Source organism: Spirosoma panaciterrae DSM 21099, assembly GCF_000374025.1.
In the GTDB taxonomy this organism is placed as follows: domain Bacteria; phylum Bacteroidota; class Bacteroidia; order Cytophagales; family Spirosomataceae; genus Spirosoma; species Spirosoma panaciterrae.
In genome coordinates, this window is sequence record NZ_KB893195.1 from 129,491 (window position 1) to 149,697 (window position 20,207).

Annotated in this window: 15 protein-coding genes; 9 read left to right on the forward strand and 6 right to left on the reverse strand. The window is 50.7% G+C overall.

The window, feature by feature from the left end; genetic code table 11:
• The first annotated feature begins 9 nt into the window (after positions 1–9).
• Positions 10–1,824, forward strand: coding sequence for a M61 family metallopeptidase (locus tag B153_RS0121380; RefSeq protein WP_020598785.1), 1,815 nt, complete (start codon positions 10–12; stop codon positions 1,822–1,824).
• A gap of 120 nt (positions 1,825–1,944) precedes the next feature.
• On the opposite strand, the gene B153_RS0121385 is transcribed toward B153_RS0121380, so the two are convergent.
• Positions 1,945–2,937 (reverse strand): amidohydrolase family protein, encoded by a 993-nt coding sequence (locus tag B153_RS0121385; protein ID WP_026262338.1) that lies wholly within the window; start codon positions 2,935–2,937, stop codon positions 1,945–1,947.
• Positions 2,938–3,188: 251 nt separating this feature from the next.
• On the opposite strand from B153_RS0121385, the gene B153_RS0121390 reads away from it, so the two are divergent.
• Both B153_RS0121390 and B153_RS0121395 read left to right on the forward strand, forming a co-directional pair.
• Entirely contained in the window at positions 3,189–5,342 is a 2,154-nt protein-coding gene (locus B153_RS0121390) for a glycoside hydrolase family 31 protein (protein WP_020598787.1), read from the forward strand.
• 106 nt (positions 5,343–5,448) lie between these two features.
• The gene (locus tag B153_RS0121395) at positions 5,449–6,459 is read left to right on the forward strand and encodes a cation diffusion facilitator family transporter (RefSeq protein WP_020598788.1); all 1,011 of its coding nucleotides are present in this window, start codon (positions 5,449–5,451) and stop codon (positions 6,457–6,459) included.
• 14 nt (positions 6,460–6,473) lie between these two features.
• Here B153_RS0121395 and B153_RS0121400 read toward each other — a convergent pair whose 3' ends face one another.
• The 4 genes from B153_RS0121400 to B153_RS0121415 form a co-directional block, all read right to left on the reverse strand.
• Positions 6,474–7,136, reverse strand: coding sequence for a Uma2 family endonuclease (locus tag B153_RS0121400; RefSeq protein WP_020598789.1), 663 nt, complete (start codon positions 7,134–7,136; stop codon positions 6,474–6,476).
• 66 nt (positions 7,137–7,202) lie between these two features.
• Positions 7,203–9,536: a TonB-dependent receptor gene (locus B153_RS0121405; protein WP_245564921.1), complete on the reverse strand. Its 2,334-nt coding sequence runs from the start codon at positions 9,534–9,536 to the stop codon at positions 7,203–7,205.
• 89 nt (positions 9,537–9,625) lie between these two features.
• The gene (locus tag B153_RS0121410; protein ID WP_020598791.1) at positions 9,626–10,666 is read right to left on the reverse strand and encodes a DUF4249 domain-containing protein; all 1,041 of its coding nucleotides are present in this window, start codon (positions 10,664–10,666) and stop codon (positions 9,626–9,628) included.
• Between the two features lie 60 nt (positions 10,667–10,726).
• Positions 10,727–12,046 carry a Kelch repeat-containing protein gene (locus tag B153_RS0121415; protein WP_157634778.1) on the reverse strand — a complete coding sequence of 440 codons (1,320 nt, stop codon included), beginning with the start codon at positions 12,044–12,046 and terminating at the stop codon, positions 10,727–10,729.
• A 385-nt stretch (positions 12,047–12,431) separates the two neighbouring features.
• On the opposite strand from B153_RS0121415, the gene B153_RS0121420 reads away from it, so the two are divergent.
• From B153_RS0121420 to B153_RS0121435, 4 genes are all read left to right on the forward strand, one after another.
• Positions 12,432–13,478, forward strand: coding sequence for a YheT family hydrolase (locus B153_RS0121420; protein WP_020598793.1), 1,047 nt, complete (start codon positions 12,432–12,434; stop codon positions 13,476–13,478).
• A gap of 119 nt (positions 13,479–13,597) precedes the next feature.
• A complete protein-coding gene (serA, locus tag B153_RS0121425) occupies positions 13,598–15,502 on the forward strand; it encodes a phosphoglycerate dehydrogenase (protein WP_020598794.1) in 1,905 nt (634 codons plus the stop codon).
• Between the two features lie 97 nt (positions 15,503–15,599).
• Positions 15,600–17,531, forward strand: coding sequence for a hypothetical protein (locus B153_RS0121430; RefSeq protein WP_020598795.1), 1,932 nt, complete (start codon positions 15,600–15,602; stop codon positions 17,529–17,531).
• Between the two features lie 10 nt (positions 17,532–17,541).
• Positions 17,542–18,618 carry an aminotransferase class V-fold PLP-dependent enzyme gene (locus tag B153_RS0121435; RefSeq protein WP_026262339.1) on the forward strand — a complete coding sequence of 359 codons (1,077 nt, stop codon included), beginning with the start codon at positions 17,542–17,544 and terminating at the stop codon, positions 18,616–18,618.
• Between the two features lie 64 nt (positions 18,619–18,682).
• Here the strand turns inward: B153_RS0121435 and B153_RS0121440 are convergent, their stop codons facing one another.
• Entirely contained in the window at positions 18,683–19,195 is a 513-nt protein-coding gene (locus B153_RS0121440; protein ID WP_020598797.1) for a DinB family protein, read from the reverse strand.
• Between the two features lie 65 nt (positions 19,196–19,260).
• Between B153_RS0121440 and B153_RS0121445 the strand changes: the two genes are divergently transcribed.
• Together B153_RS0121445 and B153_RS0121450 are read left to right on the forward strand one after the other, a co-directional pair.
• Positions 19,261–19,710, forward strand: a complete 450-nt coding sequence (locus B153_RS0121445; protein ID WP_020598798.1) for a DUF4920 domain-containing protein — start codon at positions 19,261–19,263, stop codon at positions 19,708–19,710.
• 56 nt (positions 19,711–19,766) lie between these two features.
• Positions 19,767–20,195, forward strand: a complete 429-nt coding sequence (locus B153_RS0121450; RefSeq protein ID WP_020598799.1) for a hypothetical protein — start codon at positions 19,767–19,769, stop codon at positions 20,193–20,195.
• The last annotated feature ends 12 nt before the right edge of the window (positions 20,196–20,207 follow it).

A 20,207-nucleotide genomic window follows, 5' to 3' on the forward strand; every position in this document is an offset into this window, starting at 1 on the left:
TTGCCACCCATGAAAATTGCCCCTTTCGTTTTTCTACTGCTCGCCCACCTGGGCGTTGCTCAATCGATCCGGTACGATGTTTCGTTTCCCAATGCCGTTCACCACGAAGCCGAAATCACCCTGACGGTTAACCAGTTACCCAAACAGGCGGCTATTTTCCGCATGAGCCGTTCGTCGCCGGGGCGCTATGCCACCCACGAATTTGGTAAAAATGTGTACAATGTACGGGCTACTGATGAGCAGAATCAGCCTTTGACCGTCACGCGGATCGACGGCGATGTGTATAGCGTACCCAATCACAAAGGGATGGTGAAGTTGAGCTATACCCTGTTTGGTAATTATCCCGATGGCACCTATCTGGGCATTGATCCGCAAAGTATTCACCTGAATATGCCCGCTACCTTCATGTGGATCAAAGGGTTTGATCAGCGGCCTATTGAGGTAAAATTCAACCTTCCCGCCGACAACATGGGGGTAGTGGCTACGCAACTGGTGCCTACGTCCGACCGATATACCTACACCGCTCCGGGGTTACAGTATTTTATGGACTCTCCCATAAAGATCGGGAAACTGGCCGTTAAGGAGTGGCAACGAACCAACACCGATGGGAAATCAATTACGTTCCGGGTAGCGCTGGAAGCGGCTGTACCCGATTCAACCGCCGATGGTTTCGCCAAAAAGATCAGCCGGATTGTCGATCAGGCGAAGGCAGTGTATGGCGAATTCCCCCGGTATGATTACGGAACGTATACCTTTCTGGCCAGCCTGAACCCCTACGTGCGGGGCGATGGTATGGAACATCGGAATTCGACCATGATTGCCGTACCCATTGCGTTCACAGGTCCTGAACGCGTGTTGGGCGTATTCGCACACGAATTTTTTCACTGCTGGAATGTAGAGCGTATTCGACCGAAAACCCTCGAACCGTTCAATTTCGAGAAAAGCAACATGAGCTATGAGCTTTGGTTCGCAGAGGGATTTACTCAATATTATGGTGAATTGCTGTTGGTTCGGGCAGGCTTTACTCCCGTTGATACTTACCTGTACACCCTCACCAGCATCGTATCGGGAAAGCAACTGACACCCGGCGGTACGTATTTCTCGCCCATCGATGCCAGTTGCCACGCTGTTTTTGTTGATGCAGGGGTGTCTGTTGACCGTACGAATTACGGCAACATGTTTACGTCCTATTACACGTATGGAGCAGCCGTGGCCCTGGCGTTGGATCTGGAATTACGGCAGCGGAATCTGTCTCTCGATGCGTACATGCAGGCAGTCTGGCAACGATTCGGCAAACCGGAACAACCCTATACCGTTGATGGCCTGCAAGCTGAGCTGGGCAAACTCACATCGCCCGATTTCGCCAGCCAATTTTTCAGTAAATACATCTACGGCCACGAAGCTATTGATTACGCTTCGCTGTTGACGAAAGCAGGGCTGGCCCTAAAAAAAGCGCAGGAAGGTAAAGCCTGGCTTGGTAACGTTCGTTATGCTGAAACAGACAAAGGGCTTACCCTTCTGAGCAGTACCATTCGGGATACCCCGCTCTACAAAGCAGGACTGGATATTGACGATATGATCACGAGCGTAGCTGGTCAGGCAGTTAGCAAAGTCACTGACCTGTCTACGGTTCTTGATCAGCACAAACCCGGCGACACCATCCAACTTGCGTATTTACACCGGGGCGAGCCGAAAACAACATCGGTTGTCCTGGCCGAAAATCCCGCTATCGCCGTTCTGCTATACGAAAAAAGTAGCCTCTCACTTACCCCGGCCATGCAGACATTTCGGGACAATTGGCTGGGCGCAAAACCCGTGAAGTAAACTCTCTGAAAAGCAAAGGGCTGTGGCCATTCGTTGTTACTGGATAAGATACCAGCGGCAACGAATGGCCACAGCCCTTTCTCAACCTCACTATGCGTGTGGCTCAGCAGTGGTTGCAGGCTACTTAAATTTGTTGGCGTCTAGCCGAAAAAAGCGAACAGCGTTATTGAACAGAATATCGCGCTTTTGATCGAAGGATAGGTAGTCGGCATTTTCAATCACGCTGATCGACGCTTCGAACAGCTTGGGCCACATCATAAAATCAGTGCCGTACAGAATCCGCTTGCCAAAACCAGCCTGTACCAGCCGCTTCAGGTAGGCATGAATTTCAGCCTGCGGATAGCTCCAGATAAACCCCGCCAGATCGACATACACATAGGCATTGGCCCCCATCAAGGCAATCATTTCATCAAGCATCGGGTAACCTGCGTGCATCACCCATATTTTCAATTTGGGATGCCGGGCCAGTACATCTTCGAGTAGGAACGGTCGTCCCAGCGATGCACGGTATTTTGCCTGCGTCAGGTTAGCCATCCCGTTTCCGCCTGTACCCATGTGAATCCCTACGGGAATGTTCAGTTTTTCGGCGGCCGCAAAATACCCATCCAGCGACATATCACTTGGCGAAAGTCCCTGATACTGAGGAGCTACTTCGCCCATCACTTTATAAAAACCGGACGACAGCGAATCGGTGAACGCCTGCACACTCATCTCATTGGGCGAGCTAACCCCAATGCCCGGAATGACCCGGTCAGGGGCCGCTTTTTTCCATTTTCGTAAAATCTGCGGATCACCGTAAGCAACAATAGTCATATTGAGCCGCTCCATCGTAGCCAGTACCGCCTTCTGCATTTCCTCGTCCGACTTAGCCGGTTGCAGTGGATCAACGCAGTCGGTATTCAGAAAAGCACGCATCTGTAAATTTTGGGTCGGGTCACCTCCGGGCATATCACGCAGAAACCAGGGGCACATTTCAACAGCAAACCCAGGGCTTACTTTCATGGCGTGCACATGGACATCGATGATTGGCAAAGGTCGCTTTGGCGGAGTCGTTTGCGCCAAAGCGCAACTTACTGTAAAAAGTGCAAGAACGAACAGGGCAATTTTTTTCATAAGAAATGGACTATAAATCGTTAGGAACGGGTACTCAGGATCGCACAGCGAAACCTTTACGTCAAAAGTACATAAAGACTCATTACGTAAAACCAACACAAAGACTTTTTTATAAGCCACCAGCCATTATTTTTTGGGTTGAAGACCGCTCATCCACAATTGTATCCCGGACAGCCCGGAAACAATGCTTGATTCGAGTAGCTACATACCCTAACCCGCTTATCGATACCAAAGCCATCTGAACGACTACCATGCTCACCAGGCGATATTTTACTTTTTTGCTCCTTATCAGACTGGGTGTAGGATCATTCGCTACAGCCCAATCGGCCAACTTTCAATGGCAATCTGTAGCCCCAGGCGTCTGGAAAGCCGTAGTGGGGCAGTCGGACCGAATTACGCCACTGGCCGTAGCAGGTATTACGCCCCGTATTGACCGCCTAAAATCGTTGGGCGAACCTCCATTCCCCAATGCGCTGGCTGGAAGTATCTATCAGTTAGTCGATGGAAAGACCTACCTACGCTTCCCGTTACAGAAGGAGGAGCAATTGTTTGGCTTAGGACTCAACTTCAAAACCGTTCAGCAGCGAGGCCAAATCAAAACCCTGCACGTTGATCATTACAATGGAAAAGACAACGGACGAACCCATGCCCCGGTCCCTTTTTATGTGTCCAGCCTGGGATACGGTGTGCTTATCAACTCAGCGCGATACATTACCGTGTATGCTGGCACAGCCGTCCGAACCGATAGCCCGAATAGGCCGCCCGAAAAAGACCGGAACACCCAACGTGACTGGAGCGCCCAGCCTTATTCCGATGCGGTCGAAATCCTGGTTCCGGCTTCCGGCACCGAAATCTATGTGTTTGCGGGGAAGTCGCCTATGGAGGTTGTTCAACGGTATAATCTCCACAATGGTGGAGGGGTTTTACCACCCAAATGGGGGCTGGGTTTCACGCATCGAACGCCAACGCTGTTTTCGGATAAGGAAATTCTGGCCGAAGTGGCCGATTTTGAAGCCAGAGGTTATCCGCTGAGCTTTGTCGGGCTGGAACCAGGCTGGCAATCGCGCTCCTATCCGAATAGTTTTGTCTGGGACAGTACCCGGTTTCCAAAGCCCCAGCAATTTCTGGAAACCCTCCGGCAAAAGAACATACGGGCCAATTTATGGATCAACCCCTATGTTTCATCACACTCTCCAATTTATAAAGACGTTTTACCCTACACAGGCTCGCATATGGTTTGGGTTGGGCGCGTACCCGATTTTAGCCTGCCACAGCCACAGGCATTGTACAAGCAATTATTCACTCAGCAACACCTGTCGATGGGGATTTCGGGCTATAAGGTCGATGAAGTGGATGGATACGACAACTGGCTCTGGCCCGATGTGGCTACGTTTCCGTCGGGTATTCCAGCCGAGCAGATGCGGCAGATCTATGGATTGCAATTTCAGACGATGACCGATGCCTGGTTTCGGGAACGCAATCAGCGGACTTACGGGCTGGTTCGAGGGTCTAATGCCGGAGCTTCGGCTTTACCCTACGTCATTTACAACGACTACTACGACCACCACGATTTCATTACGGCCCTGTGTACCAGCAGTTTTATTGGCGTATTGTGGACCCCCGAAGCCCGCTCGTCCAAAACCTCGGAGGAATGGCTCCGGCGGATGCAGTCGGTCTGTTTTTCGCCAATGGCGATGCTCAATGCCTGGGCCGATGGCACTAAACCCTGGTCATTTACCGATGTAGCACAGGATGTGAAAGACGTTATGCAGTTGCGTATGCAGCTACTCCCCTACCTGTACACGACCTTCGCGCAATACCATTTTGACGGCAAACCGCCCATCCGCGCCGTGCATCTGGTAGATGGGTTTTCGACCGTTTCGCAAACGACGGAGGGTCGATTGAATTCAACCGATAACCCCTACGCCCTGGCGGCTACCAAAGACCTGAACGACCAGTTTATGCTTGGCGATTATGTATTGGTAGCTCCCATGTTTGCCGGTCAAACCAAACGGGCGGTCTGGTTGCCTGCGGGCAAATGGTACGATTTCTATACCGGAAAATTGGCGGGCGAGGGGCAACTTATCGAGATCAGCCCCGGCCTTTCCCGTATACCCTTGTTTGTGAAAGATGGTGGAATCATTCCCATGCTTCCACCCCGGCTGCATACTCCCGACAGGCAGGAGGCCATTCCCCTCACAGTACGCCATTACGGAACGAAAGAAACAAGCTGGCCACTTTATGACGACGATGGCGAAACCTACGACTACAACCGGGGCGTATTCACCTGGACACCGCTAACCGTGAAGCGCGACCAACAGGGTAAACTCGTTGGTAGCTGGACCCGACCCAATACGCCTGACTTTCATTATACTACCATCAACTGGCAGTTTATGACGCCTTAAGCGTCTTTATCGTACATAACCAATGCTTGCTCTCTCTAACAAAATACCCGGCAATCCGCGTCAGAATCGTTATCTTTGTTGTTTCTAACAAGCTAAAAATGGCCTCATGAGTGCCAGTCAACAAACGAAATACCGCTGGATGGGCATATCGCTGGGGCTGAGTATTACCCTGCTGATTATTAAGTTCACGGCTTACTTCCTGACCTATTCGACAGCCATTCTGTCGGATGCTGTCGAATCGATTGTGAACGTGATTGCCAGCGGGTTCGCCTTCTACAGCATCTATCTGGCCGGGCAACCCCGCGATCTGAACCACCCGTACGGCCACGGAAAAATCGAGTTTTTGTCGTCTGGTTTCGAGGGAGCCATGATCCTGTCGGCCGGGATTGTCATAGTCTGGCAGGCCATTCTGAGTTTTTTTGAACCCAAAGTACTAACCAACCTCGACTGGGGCTTTGCTCTGGTTGGTATTACGGCGGCTGCCAATGCGTTTGTTGGCTGGATGCTCATCCGATCGGGTCGGCAAACCGATTCGGCAGCGCTCACCGCCGATGGTAAACATCTGCTCACGGATACATTCAGCAGTATTGTGGTCATGGTTGGCGTAGCCCTGGTGGCGCTGACGGGCCAGCACTGGATCGATAGTACACTGTCGTTAGGTATATCACTGGTCATCATCTACAACGGGTTCCAGATTACCCGCCAGTCGGTAGCCCGGCTTATGGACGAAACCGACATCCCGACCATGAACCGGGTCGTTGAGTTGCTCAATACCAACCGGGATCGCCACTGGATCGATGTCCATAACTTACGCGTACAGAAATACGGAGCCGATCTCCATATCGACTGCCATCTCACCCTTCCGTACTACTGGGAGCTGACCAGGGTACACGATGAAGTACACCATTTTGAGGATACGCTGAAGGAGGGTTTTGAGGCTGAGGTAGAAATTTTTGTACACACCGATCCGTGTATGCAGGACTGTTGCCAGTACTGCCAGGTGGCCAACTGCCCGGTGCGGGGATCAGCTTTTATGGGTGACGTAGAATGGACGGCCGAAAATCTGCAACTAAATCAAAAGCATTTTGTGCCGCCAACGGTACTTACCAACCCCTGACTGTTTCGTGTTACTCAGGAAGTAAGCAAATTTCGCAAAGCAAGGATATTTGCCGCTTCGTCAAACACAGCCCGAACCGGAATGGCAAAGCCCGCAACCGCATAACTACTGATTGTATCTTTCAGGCCAAACGTACCAGCAAGAGCATATTCCAGCGTATCGTCATCAATACCATATTGCTCAATGGTTCGACGTAACGGGTCGACAATCCAGTACTCAGCAATGCCGTGAGCCGCATAATCAGCAAATTTGATCTCGCGGTCAATTTTTTCGGTACTCTTTGATAACACTTCTACCACCAGATCAGGAGCGGGATAGTAGAGTTGATCGGGCATAATCTGCGCAGCTTTGGCTGACCCAAAATAACAAATATCTGGCTCATAACTATTGCGGGTTAGCTCAACCAGTGCTTTTTCAGCCCGGACATATCCCAGTTGGTGGTCGTCCACATAGATGCTTAATAGTCGAGCCAATAGTAGCATTGCCGAGTTGTGGCGGTCCAGGGCTGGCGAATGCACCACAACTTCCCCATTGATAAACTCGGCTTTTTTATCTTCATCCAGCCATTCGTAAAAGGCACGTCGTTTATGGCGCTCTTCATCCAGAATGGCCTGCACTTTTTGCAAAATAAGCGGAGCCTGAGGGGTATCTAAAATTTGCAGCAGTAGTTCAGACATGGCCTTGGCGGGTGTTTACCAAAGGTAACGATTTATCGGCTGATTCTATACAACCACAACCCGCTATTACCAGTTAAAATTCCAGCTTATCGACGGAACGATCGTCCCGAAAACGGATAGCTGATAGCTTTTCGTTGTGGTGTTTACGCGCTGAAAATAAATCGAATAAGGATTTTTACGAGCATAGACATTATAAAACGAAAAGGCCCAGTTGCTGTATCGACGCTGCCCCGGCGTTCGTCGGCCGTCTTTTGTAAAGGATACATCCAGTCGATGGTAATCGGGAATCCGGTCAATGTTTCGCTGCGAATAATCCAGTACCTTGGTACCATTGAGTCGGTATGTGCCATCCGGATAGGTAGTGGGCCGCCCACTGGTATAGACGAAGTTGGTCCCGAACGTCCAGCCCCGGCTCCATTTCCACTGGGTAGCGATGGTCAGGTTATGCGGCCGGTCGAAGGTAGATGGATACCAGTCTCCGCCATTGATCTGCACACTGGCATAAGGGCTTGGCACCCGAGCCAGTGTACGCGAGTAGGTGTACGCAACTAAGCCAGTCAGCAGACCACGCGTTTTCTGAATGCTGACTTCCACGCCATAGGCTCGCCCCTGCGCTCGTAATAAGTCGGCATCCAGCGCCGGATTGAGGAGTAAAGTCGCCCCGTTGCGGTACTCGACCAGGTTTTCAAGGGTTTTATGATACACCTCAATGGAGGTTTCAAGCGCATTATCCGAAAAGTTACGAAAGTAGCCCAGTGCAAACTGATCGGCAACTTGCGGAGGCACCAGCGCATCGCTCACTTTCCAGAAATCGACAGGCGAAATGGCGGTTGTATTTGAAATCAGGTGCAGGTACTGCCGAGTCCGGTTGTAGCTGATTTTCAGCGAGCTATTCTGATCCAGATTCGCCCGGATCGTCAGTCGGGGTTCCCAGCCCCTGTATTGCGCCAGCGGCTGCCCGCGCCCAAAGTGTAAGGTATCGGTTATACTCTCGCGGGTTCGGGGCTGCCCTTCGGTATAGGTATAGGCCACTCCCGGCCCTACATTGGTAAACTGTGCATACCGGATACCCGCCTGCACTGACAGCACGCGGGTAGGCGTCCACTCTTCCGACACATACCCTGCCCATTCGCGAGCCTGTTCGGTCGGCAAGGTTAAGCGGATGATGTTTGAATTAGCGCCCGTTGGGCTGATAGCTCCCGGCAACAACTGGTAGCCCGTCAACGAGCCGCCAAACTCAACCCGGTGAGCTGCCGTAGGTGTCCATAGTCCATCAAAACGGGCGTCCCGTTGGCGAATGGTCGACTGATAGCGGTAGGTGTTGGCGAATGTCAGCCCGTCCAGAAAGAACTGATACTCACTTTGGGTAGCATTCAGGTTAAATGAAAGTTTAGGGTTCAATCGCTGACTCCAGCGAGCCGTAAAAAGGGTCGATTGGGTAGTGTAAAGGGTGTCCTGCGGAAATTTGAAGGTATCATAGCTTCGATAGACCGTCGCTGACACCTGGCTGTTTTCGTTAATGCGGTACGTCAGTCGGCCATTCAGATCGTAGAAAAATGCCCGGTCTTTATTGGTTGGAGCCGGGAATAGCCCAAGTATAAATGACGGATAGGCGATTCGTCCGCCCGCCAGAAACGTTAGTTTTTTATTCCGGGTGGCGGGCCCCTGCACCAGCAATCGACTGGTCAATAAACCAATACCCCCATTTACACTGATCCGTTCCGTTTCGCCCGCTTTGGTATTCATCAGCAATAAAGACGACAATCGGCCGCCATAAGCAGCCGGAATGCCACCTTTGTAAAGCGTTACGTCTTGTATGGCATCGGCATTGAGGTTGCTCAGCAGCCCCAGCATATGGCTGGTGTTGAACAAGGGCGCTCCATCCAGCAGTACCAGATTCTGGTCGGTGCGTCCTCCACGCACATTGAAACCACCTGCGCCCTCTCCTACTGTACTGACGCCGGGTTGCAAGGTCAACGCTTTCATAATATCGACCTCGCCAAATACCACCGGAATGTTACGCAGGTTTTTCATGTCGAGCCGCACCACACTCATCTGCGTAGCCGATACATTGGCATCGGGCGTCCGGCCGGTTACATTCACTTCGTCGAGTTGGCGCGTATCCGGGTTTAGGGCCACTTCCATCCGTATCGTATTCCGTCCAACCTCCAGAAACCGGCTCCGCGAATAATATCCAACCGCCGAAAAAGTCAGATTATAGGCACCGGGCAACACCTGCATACTAAAAGCGCCTGTACTGTCGGTAGTGGTGCCTGCCCCCTGCTTTTTATCATAAACCGATGCGTTGGCTATCGGCTTACCCGTTACCCCATCGTTGACTTGCCCATAAACACGAAATCGAATCTGAGCCTGCACAACACAGGTATAGAAGCCAAGCAAGACCAGTAGTCCCCAGCGGGCAACTTTTCTTTCAGCCGTTGCAGCAGGAAGTCTACATCCTGAAAACACAGCCCTGCGTTTTGTCTGGTTTACCATCCTGCTGGTGCGTCTAGTTGATACTGCGGAAAATTTCCTCCGCAGTCGCCGGGTGGAATAAAGGATTTGTTCAGGCGATTGAGGAACTTATCATAGCCAATCGTATCGCCTGGAATAACCAGCCGTTGTTTACTAATGGCCGAAGCCCCAAAATACCCCAATGCCAGTACGGTCGTATCGGCCTGTAGATGCACATTACCTTCAATAGAAGCCGGTTGAGGGTCGAACAAGGAACCTGTACGACTACGCTGCTCTTCAAAATGGGTCCAGTATTGATAAGCTGCCCGGCTCAGGGAATATTGCCTGACCTCAACATATTGCCTGCCGACGGCATAGACTGGCGAATTGAACACCGAGCGGTGGCTGATGCGGTTGCCATTGATCAGCGCATCGGATAATACACTGGTCAACTGACTAAAGTAAGGCACCCAGCAGGAACAAGTGCTACAGAGTGTCAGAGCACCAACAGGGGGGTGTTTGGGGTCGTAGCTCGTCCAGCGTGGTACATAACTATAAGTCGACCACCGATAATAATTTCCCAGTATGGCCGGGTCCTGGGTATCGATCAGAACATTGTACAGGTCAGGCTGACCCGAATACCCATCCGACTGCCGATACTCAGCATAAACCCGTTCGATAGGCGCTACAGGTGCCAGCAGCTCCGGTGAGGAAACATAGATACGGCCGTCGGGTAGGACAATCTTCAACGTATACCGATGACCTGGCTGACCTCGAAAAGCCGGATCGCGCACCCAGTAATACGAAGGCAGCAGCGGGTCCTGTTCCAGCGTTACAGTTCGCTCGCCATTATCCGTAATCGTAACGACGGCCCCATTGATTATCAGTTCTTCCGGAAAAAGGTTACCCGACGAATAGGTTCCTGAAAAAGTCAGTTTGATCGGATAGGGTGGCGCTTCATCCGTAATGAATCCATCCACCACCAGGCGGGGTTCTACCTGACGAATCGGTAATTGCACCTCATCCACACAGGCGATCAGGAATATAAAAACACCAGCTAGTAACAGGTTTCGCATATATCAATAACAAACAGGTCAATACTACCAGGGCATCCTACGCTTTTCACGATCAGCGAATTAGGGAGCGAACCCCCAGAAGTCGGTACAGCCCACCAGCCTATGACCCGGCGCCCCGACCTCCGTCTGGCTTTCGTATCCCCAACCTAAATACGCCCGCTTAGGCCCGCTCCACACCACCAGATAGCGATTACCCTGCCCCGGATAGTCCGTCAGATATTGCCATTTGTCTGTAGCGGGATCATACTGCCAGATGTCACGCAGACCACGCTGATCGGTAGCAGTGCCTAAGCCAAAGTATCCTTTTCCATTCACCGAAAACGCAATGCCCCTCGATCGCTGTGTACCCGGGAAATCCGCTTTCCGAGTCCAGGTGTCCTTCTGCGAATCGTAGGCGAATACATGAGGTTGGCTTCCCAACACCTGATTGACCACATAGCCCGTTTCGCCCAGGCTAAACGTCGCCATAATCCCTGGTTTTTCGGGCAGGGGAGCACGGGCTTCCTGCTCGAACTGGGCATAAATACCACGCATGGCCGGTGAGCCATTATTGGTCAGAAAAAACGCCCATTCGGTGGTGGTAAAATATACCACTTCGCCATCTTCGCCCTGATAATATGGAAATACCCGACTGGCTCCGGCCGGAAAAATGGCGTATAAATCCCGTGAATAAATGTATTTATCAGGAAACAGATCGTCGGTCTGGTAGCCCATACCGTAAAAATAGGCCCGATCCGTATTGTGATAATAGAGCACGTACTCGACCAGCCCCCGTCGCAGTGTCAGATAAGGCGGAGTATAATCGTACCAGGTATTTAGCTCATAATTAAACAAGGCACGCTGCCAGGTTTCGGCATCCACATACCGCGTGACCTGTACGGTGCTGCCCGACCGATCCAGATCCGAAACGAAGCTGACAATCGACCCGGTAAAATCCCCACTATTGAACGGCAACTGAGCCAGTCGCTTCCAGGGGTTATAGGCCGTATGTTTATAGGTCCGCTCAAGGGTAAGGGTATCTTTCTGGTTATAGCGATAACCAAGCCGTAGCGTATAGGTTTCTCCCGCAACTACTCCCGACAGGCGGAATACTAACAGCGTAAACGGATCATACACTTGCTCATCGCCTGAGGTTAATGTTACCCCTGTACCGGATGCCGCCTGGGCTGTCAGCCGCCAGTCGGTTGGTTTAATGGCTGAGGTCAGCTTCACGATCACTTCGGCAGTTGTCGATCCGGTTGGTTGTACCGATACCAGGGCTGCCTGCGACGGCAATACCACTTTTGTGTTAACAATTTGGGCCGGTTCGGGTGCTTTTGAACGGCAGGTCATCAAAAACACAGCTAGCCCTGGCAGCCACCAACTAAACCGTTTATTCACAGGAAGGTGTTAGATATATGATCGTTATGCAATATAGAGCATGGAATAGAATGATTCGTACTAAAATAATTTTTTCTTTATCGAAATAGTTGTATTAAATCTTTTTATTTACCAATTTTGACTCACTTGCCGCTGACACGGCATCCACCATTGCTTTTTTCAATTCAGGTTGTATTCAATAGGAAAGGCTGGCCGCACTACGACCAGCCTTTTTATTTTGACACGTTCACATTCTTTCATTGTCTAGTTACTATCAATAGCGAATTGGCAATAGAATCCGGCAAATTGTAAAAGAAAGTGAACCAATCGCCCTATTTTTTTGAATTTAGCAGGGTTCTAAGCCTTAGAACCCTTACCTTTGCGGCTTCAATCGCCCGCGTGTGCAATGCCGCTGATTGCCTCATCCAGCTATGAGCCGCCCGCCCGTTTGTGGAACGGCCACCTACAAACCATTATTCCCTCGCTGTTTCGCAAGGTATCGGTTCCTTACGTCCGCGAACGAATCGAAACGCCCGACGATGATTTTCTGGACCTGGATTGGGGCAAAGGGCAAAGGGCAGAGGGCACGGGGCTCAGCATGAATGCCAATCCCCACAACCCCTCCTCTGCCCCAGGCCCCAGGCCCCTTGTCATTCTCTCCCACGGCCTGGAAGGCAGTTCGACGAGTCCGTATCTGGCGGGTATGGTAAAGCATCTGACCCATCATGGATTCGATTGTCTGGCCTGGCACTATCGCTCGTGCAGTGGAGAAATGAACCGCCAGCAGCGCTTCTACCACGTTGGTGAAACGGGGGACCTGGACTTTGTTGTAACGTATGCGCTCAGCAAAGGCTATTCAACAGTGTATTTGATGGGGTTCAGTGCAGGCGGAAATGTTACCTTAAAATACCTTGGTGAAAAAGGCACGGCAATCGATCCGGCCATAAAAAAAGCGGTGGTCTTTTCGGTGCCTCTCGATCTGATGGGTTCGGCACGACGGCTGGAGCAATGGGATAGCCGGGTATATAATTACCGATTCAATCGGACGCTTAAACGTAAGGTTTTGCAGAAAGCCGATGTGATGCCGGGCGTTTTTCCGACCGAAGCCATTCGCAAAGTGCGTAGCGTTCGGGAGTTCGACAATACCTTTACAGCACCTATGAATGGCTTTCGGGATGCGCTGGACTATTATACGCAAAGCAGTTCGCTCCAGTATATTCCGGCCATTGCCATTCCGACGCTGATTGTTAATGCAAAGAACGACCCGTTTCTTTCGCCCGAATGTTTCCCGGAATCGCTGGCGCGGGAACTACCCAACGTCTGGATGGAGTTTCCAGAGCAGGGCGGCCACTGCGGTTTCCCCGACAAACAAAGCAGCCTCCAGGGCACCTACTGGTCGGAAAAGCGGGCACTGGATTTTTTACGAATGACTCATCAACTATACTATGTCTAAGCGATCAGCTTACATCTTATTAACAGATATGCTGGAAGCTATCGATGCCATACAGAAATATAGTATAAATTTTAGATAGTTACCCGCTACCCAACGCGGATATTGAACCAACGCAAATCATGCTCACCAAACCACTGGAACAGACGTATTACATCATTGATTTCGACAGCACCTTCACCAAGGTAGAGGCCCTCGACGTGCTGGGTGAAATCTCACTCATCGGCCGACCCGACCGCGAGGATGTACTCAACGAAATTAAAGCCATTACCGACCGGGGCATGTCGGGCGAGATTTCGTTTACCGAATCACTTAATCTACGGCTAAGTCTGCTCAAAGCGCACCGCGACCATCTTCCGGCGCTCATCGACAATCTGATGGGCAAAATTTCTGACTCGTTTCAGCGAAACAAGGATTTTCTGACCGAAAATGCCGAGAACATTTACGTTGTCTCGAACGGATTTAAAGAGTTCATCGTCCCGATTGTTACATCACTGGGTATTCTGGCCGACAATGTGTTTGCCAATACGTTCGTGTTCGATGAAAGCGGTGCCGTTATTGGTTTCGATCCAGAAAACCCCCTGTCGGCCAATGGGGGTAAATCGCAGGTAATACGGAACCTGAATCTGGATGGCGAAGTCTATGTGATTGGGGATGGTTATACCGATTATGAAATCCGGGCATCGGGGCTGGCCAATCGTTTTTATGCCTTTACCGAAAACGTAATGCGGCCACGAGTGGTTGAAAAGGCGGACCATATTGCCCCATCGCTCGACGAATTTTTATACCATAACAACCTGAATCGTAGCCAGTCCTATCCCAAAAGCCGGATCAAAGTACTGCTCCTGGAGAACGTCCACCCCGTAGCGGTTCAGCTCTTCGAACAGGAAGGCTTCAACGTCGAAATCCGAAAAGGGGCGCTGGATGAAGAAGAACTCATCGAAGCCATCCGCGACGTATCGATACTGGGTATCCGTTCCAAAACCAACGTAACGGCCCGCGTACTCGAAAACGCGAATAAGTTGATGACGGTCGGCGCGTTCTGTATCGGTACCAATCAGATTGACCTGGACGCCTGCACCCGCAAAGGGATTGCCGTGTTCAATGCCCCTTACAGCAACACACGGTCCGTAGTCGAACTGGCTATCGGTGAAATCATCATGCTGATTCGGAGTATTGTTCCGAAAAGCAATTTGATGCACCAGGGAGGCTGGGATAAGTCGGCCAAGAACAGCTTTGAAGTACGGGGCAAAAAACTGGGACTGGTTGGCTACGGCAACATCGGTACGCAACTATCGGTTGTGGCCGAAGCGCTGGGTATGGAAGTCTATTTCTACGACATCGTGGACAAACTGGCGCTGGGTAATGCCCGTAAGTGTAAATCGCTGGACGAACTGCTGGCCATTGCCGACATCATCAGCCTGCATACCGACGGGCGCAAAGAAAACAAGAACCTGATCAGTTATCGGGAGTTCTCGCTCATGAAAGCTGGGGTTATCTTCCTGAACCTGTCGCGTGGTCATATTGTGGATGTTCCGGCTCTGGTCGATGCCATCGAACGAGGTAAAGTGGCGGGTGCAGGAGTCGATGTGTTCCCGCACGAACCCAAAACAAACAATGAAGAGTTTGTCAGCGCCCTCCGCAACTTACCGAATGTAATCCTGACCCCACACATTGGTGGTAGCACCGAAGAAGCCCAGGCAAACATTGGCAGCTTTGTACCGGGAAAACTACTCGAGTATATGAACAATGGCAGTACGTATGGCAGCGTCAATTTCCCGGAACTTCAGTTGCCCTTGCTCAAAGGGTCGCACCGATTATTGCACATTCATGCTAACGTACCGGGGATTCTGGCGAAGATGAATTCGATTTTTGCCCAGTATCACATCAATATTCATGGCCAATACCTCAAAACCAACGAGCATATTGGCTATGTGATAACGGACGTTGCCAAAGAGTACGGTCAGGAAGTTGTCGATGAACTCAAAAAAATCGACAACACAATCAAGTTTAGGCTTCTGTATTAGGAAGGGAGTAAAGGAAAAAGGAGGAAGGTACGAATGTTAAGCTACCCTCCTCCTTTTTTCCTTTACTCCCTTCCATTTTCCTCCTTTTTCCTCTTTTATGCCAAATATCTACTACCAACCTTCCTCATTCGAATCACGTTATGCGCAATGGACATCGCCCGATAGAGTAGCTATAGGCTTCGCCGGTCTGATACTGCTATACGGCGTTTTTTTTATCCGAAATTTCAGCGGCCCTCTGGCGAGTATAGTCCCCGGCGATACCGACCAGTGGGACTACATTGGCTATTATTTCGCTAAAAACCTGTCGTTCAACCCATTCCCTCACCTGAACCTATTGAACGACAAAACCTTTTACCCATACGGCACCAACCATGTTTTTCAGAGCTGGGCGTTTGAGCAGGATTACTGGTATGCCGGCTGGTATCAGTTGCTGGGCAATGGCCCCTGGCTGAACATCTATTATCTGATCAGCCTGTTTCTGCTCAGCTTTGGGCCGTATGTCTTGCTTCGGACCGATTATGGTAATTTCCGGGCCACTCTGGCAGGTCTGTTTATCTGCTTCTTCAATTTTTACGCGCTCAACAAATATCCGGGCCACTTCACCCATGCGGTTATTCACTGGACAGTGCTTAGCATCCTGACCGATTTTCTGCTAACCCGACGGGTTGTGTTGCAGGAACGCGTAAGCCTCCGGTTCCTTCTGCTAAAAATCCTTCTGCTAACTCTATGCCTGGGCCATGATATGACCTATATGGCAGGGTATGCCTTGAGTTCATTTACAATCACGTCGCTGTTTGTAACTGGGCTACTAGGCTGGCGATTGGTCCGAAGCCCGAAAAAACCGGGTGAGCAGGTGAGCGATCTGGTAGACACCTGGCGGGTTGACCTACAAAAGCCCCTGATTCCGATTGGGTTGCTGCTGACTGTTGCAGTGGTTGGGTTCCTGTATCTCCCCCTACTGGTCCAAATCGTTCAACAGACCCAATCGTTTGTGTTTAAAGACCGTTTTGCCAACGGACATGGCTGGGTTCATCCGCTTCGGTTACTAACCCCCTATTTACCAGGTTTTGATCCGGTCATCGACCCTTTGGGCCACTACCTGCACGACATGCCCGAAGGCTATGGGGCTGGGGGAGCTGGTTGGTTTCTACTGTTTCTGGGCCTACTTGGCTTCTGGACAACCCGCAAGCCCATTCGCTGGGCGTATGTTCCCCTTCTGGTTTTTGGTTTGATACACGCGTTATATCACCCGATTCGAATTCCTACGCTCCAGATTTTCCCCTGGGATCGGTTTAACCGGATGCCTTCGCGGGTTACCATTACCTATCCGGTCATTCTGGTCATTTTTGCCCTGCACTGGAGCGGTCGTGTTCGCCCGGCTTTCCTCGCTGTATGGGTTCTGATTGGCCTTGTAGAAGCGTTCAGCGTGTATCAATATCGCTACAGTCAGCAACCGTATTATTATTCAGCCTCGTTTAAAGCGTATATCGACCGAATCAGGCAACAACCCGGCGAAGCGATTTTAGACTGGCCTTTCTGTCTGATTGGCGGCAATTCGGTTGGTCTGCCCGAAGGCCTCTGTCCGTTGTACAACCGGACCAATATGCTCTATGCTCTTCAGCGTTTTCATAACAAGAAAACAATCGGGCATTATTTCGGACGCTTGCATGAGTCACAGATAAAGCCCTTCATACAAGCGGGCTGGCCTGCCCTGCTAAACCATCCCGACACCTCCAGCATCTGGGAGGCCAGACAACTGACCACTTGCCTGACCACCGAGCAATGGCGATTTTTTAAAGAATTCTATCAGGCCAATGACTTCGCAGGTATTAATCTTTGCATAGATTTGCTGCCTAAATCGTGCGTAGATGTGTTTTACCAACAGATGGGTCGGCCAGTAGCGGCTACGGAAGTACCTGGGGCCGGCCATGTTGTTTTCATCCCCAAATCAGCCGCTATGCGGCAAAAAGTCAATCGGTTAATGGGCCAGTTGGTTCGGTTTCCCTGCGGCTGCCCACTCAATCCCTAATTCAATGATTATGCCTCAAACGTACTTTACGCCCGGCCCCGCCGAACTCTATCCAACGTTTTACAAGCATTTACAAACGGCTATGGATGAGCAGATCGGCTCGATTTCGCACCGCAGTCAACGGTTTCGGGACCTCTATAAGTTCGCAGACGAGCAGCTTCGGACGTTGCTGACTATTCCGGCTACGCATGGTATTTTCTTTACGGGTTCGGCTTCCGAAGTGTGGGAACGCATGCTGCTAAACTGTGTGGAGTTTGAGAGTTTTCACCTCGTTAATGGCTCGTTCTCACAGAAGTTTTATGACTACGCCAATGCCCTCCACAAACACGCGCTAGTTTTTGAAAAGCCGTTTGGCGAAGGCTTCGACGCTGCCGAAATTCAGGTACCCGAGTATGCCGAAGTTGTCTGTCTGGCGCATAATGAAACCTCGTCGGGCGTGCAGATGAAAACGTCCGAAATTCATAAGCTGAAGCGAAAATACCCCAAAAAGCTATTCTGCGTCGATATGGTTTCGTCGGCGCCCTACCCCGATCTGGACTTTAGTATAATCGATTCGGCCTTTTTCTCAGTGCAAAAAGCCTTTGGTATGCCCGCCGGTCTGGGTGTCTGGATTGCCAGTGAAGCCTGTCTGACCAAAGCCGAACGGTTGCAGAAAAACGACTCACTCACCATTGGAGCGCATCACACCCTCCCAACCCTGTGGAAGCATTACAAAACGTTTGAAACACCGGCCACGCCGAACGTCCTGTTTATTTATCTGTTGGGCAAGATCGCTGAAGACTTCAACCGGATTGGTATCGATACCATTCGGAAGCAGACCGAAGAGAAGGCAAAAATGATTTATAAATTCATTGACAACTCCGATGCCTTTGAGGCTTTTGTGAAGCAGGAACGCCACCGTTCTCAAACCGTGGTTGTAGCCACTACGCAAAAACCATCGGCCGAGGTGATTGCAGGCGCCAAAGCCGCCAATATGGTAGTTGGCAGCGGCTATGGCAAGTTCAAGGAAAGTCAGATAAGGATTGCCAATTTCCCGGCTACTTCGGCAGATCAGGTAGCCGCTTTGCTAGAGCAGTTGACGAATTAGTTTAGTGCCGTCAGCAGCGAATTACGCTTTTCTGTGATTCGCTGCTGACAGTTTAAGGAATAGTTTATAATCGGTTCAGGTGATGCTGTGTGTGAATACTGATAAAGTAAAGCATCTCTCGTACAGTCAGTTTTCCTAAAGCCGGGTGGGGCATACAGTATTCATCCAATTCCTGTTCTGTCCAACCAGCCAGTGCATCGTTTACAGCCCGATACACCTCTGTAAACCGATCAATGACAACTTGTTTATCAGCATTCATATCCTCAGGACGAGGAACGAAGGGCGTCGGGGCTTTCATCCCAGTGGCAAGCACAGCGCTATATTCCGCTGCCAGTTGGTCGTATGTTTTGGGATGATGATCGGCTTTTCCCCACTGTGTCAATACCTCACGGGGCCCCGTCATTAATTTGGCAACCGGCCGGGCCGATAGGTACAGATGCTGTATCACATCCGCTACCGACCATTTGTCTCCCGTATGGCGCTGAAATTCCTCGTCCGATAACCGATTCGCTACATCGACAAATGCCTGACGATCGGCGGTTAAGTGTTGTGAAATGGTCCATTCAGTCGCTTGCATAGCGTTTTCCTATCCGTAAAAAGTTGTACTTTTGACTAACACTCGTTCATAAAAATAGCAAAGTAATGAAACACTTCCTGCTTACAGCATTCTTACTTACCGCTTCGGTGGGTGCCTTCGCCCAAACCAGCTTTCACGGTAAAAAAATTACAGAGACAGGAGCTATCCCTGCCACTCAGTTAGCCAGTAAAATGGGCGACAAGGCCCAAATGCCCGCTAAAATAGAAGGCACGGTTGAGTCGGTCTGTAAAGTAAAAGGTTGTTGGATGAAGGTCAAAACCACGGATGGCCAAACCATGCGCGTCACCTTTAAAGATTACGGTTTCTTTGTTCCGAAAGATATTGAAGGGAAGACCGTAGTGGTAGAAGGGCTGGCCGAAACCACCACGACACCCGTAGCCGACCTACGTCACTATGCGCAGGATGCGGGCAAATCGAAAGAAGAAATCGAGAAAATTACCCAGCCCGAAAAAGCGCTGACCTTTGTAGCTGATGGCGTTATCGTAAAAAGATAGCCGCCATTACAACCCTTTTTTTAGTTAATGAGTCCTGCTAAAAAAAGGAATATAGTATGCTACAGTTCAAGAAAACGCTTTCTGGTTTACTCTTCGTTGGAACATTTGTTTTTGCCGCTTGCCAACATGCCAACACTGACCCTACTGATCAGGTATCGCTAGGGCTTCATCAATCAGCCCGGATCGGCGCTGACGTAACCGTTCGGGTCGATTCTATTCAGGACAGTCGCTGCCCAGCCAATGCCACCTGCATCTGGGCAGGTCAGGCGAAGGTGAAGATGCTGCTATCGGCCAATCAGGATTCGACCACGGTGCGGCTGTCGTTAGGTGCTGATCCCGGCAGTACAAACAAACGCCCCGATTCAACGAATGTAACGCTCAGCAGTCAGACCTATAAAGTCATTCTGCGTGAAGTAAATCCCTATCCAGGCACACAGTCAGGCAATCAACCTCAAACGGCGGTTGTACAGGTTACGAAGTTATAGCCGCTCTGGCCG

Coding starts and splice junctions, on each gene's coding strand:
- B153_RS0121380 (WP_020598785.1), top strand. CDS start 10: ATGAAAATTGCCCCTTTCGTTTTTCTACTGCTCGCCCACCTGGGCGTT.
- B153_RS0121385 (WP_026262338.1), bottom strand. CDS start 2,937: ATGAAAAAAATTGCCCTGTTCGTTCTTGCACTTTTTACAGTAAGTTGC.
- B153_RS0121390 (WP_020598787.1), top strand. CDS start 3,189: ATGCTCACCAGGCGATATTTTACTTTTTTGCTCCTTATCAGACTGGGT.
- B153_RS0121395 (WP_020598788.1), top strand. CDS start 5,449: ATGAGTGCCAGTCAACAAACGAAATACCGCTGGATGGGCATATCGCTG.
- B153_RS0121400 (WP_020598789.1), bottom strand. CDS start 7,136: ATGTCTGAACTACTGCTGCAAATTTTAGATACCCCTCAGGCTCCGCTT.
- B153_RS0121410 (WP_020598791.1), bottom strand. CDS start 10,666: ATGCGAAACCTGTTACTAGCTGGTGTTTTTATATTCCTGATCGCCTGT.
- B153_RS0121420 (WP_020598793.1), top strand. CDS start 12,432: ATGCCGCTGATTGCCTCATCCAGCTATGAGCCGCCCGCCCGTTTGTGG.
- serA (WP_020598794.1), top strand. CDS start 13,598: ATGCTCACCAAACCACTGGAACAGACGTATTACATCATTGATTTCGAC.
- B153_RS0121430 (WP_020598795.1), top strand. CDS start 15,600: ATGCCAAATATCTACTACCAACCTTCCTCATTCGAATCACGTTATGCG.
- B153_RS0121435 (WP_026262339.1), top strand. CDS start 17,542: ATGCCTCAAACGTACTTTACGCCCGGCCCCGCCGAACTCTATCCAACG.
- B153_RS0121440 (WP_020598797.1), bottom strand. CDS start 19,195: ATGCAAGCGACTGAATGGACCATTTCACAACACTTAACCGCCGATCGT.
- B153_RS0121445 (WP_020598798.1), top strand. CDS start 19,261: ATGAAACACTTCCTGCTTACAGCATTCTTACTTACCGCTTCGGTGGGT.
- B153_RS0121450 (WP_020598799.1), top strand. CDS start 19,767: ATGCTACAGTTCAAGAAAACGCTTTCTGGTTTACTCTTCGTTGGAACA.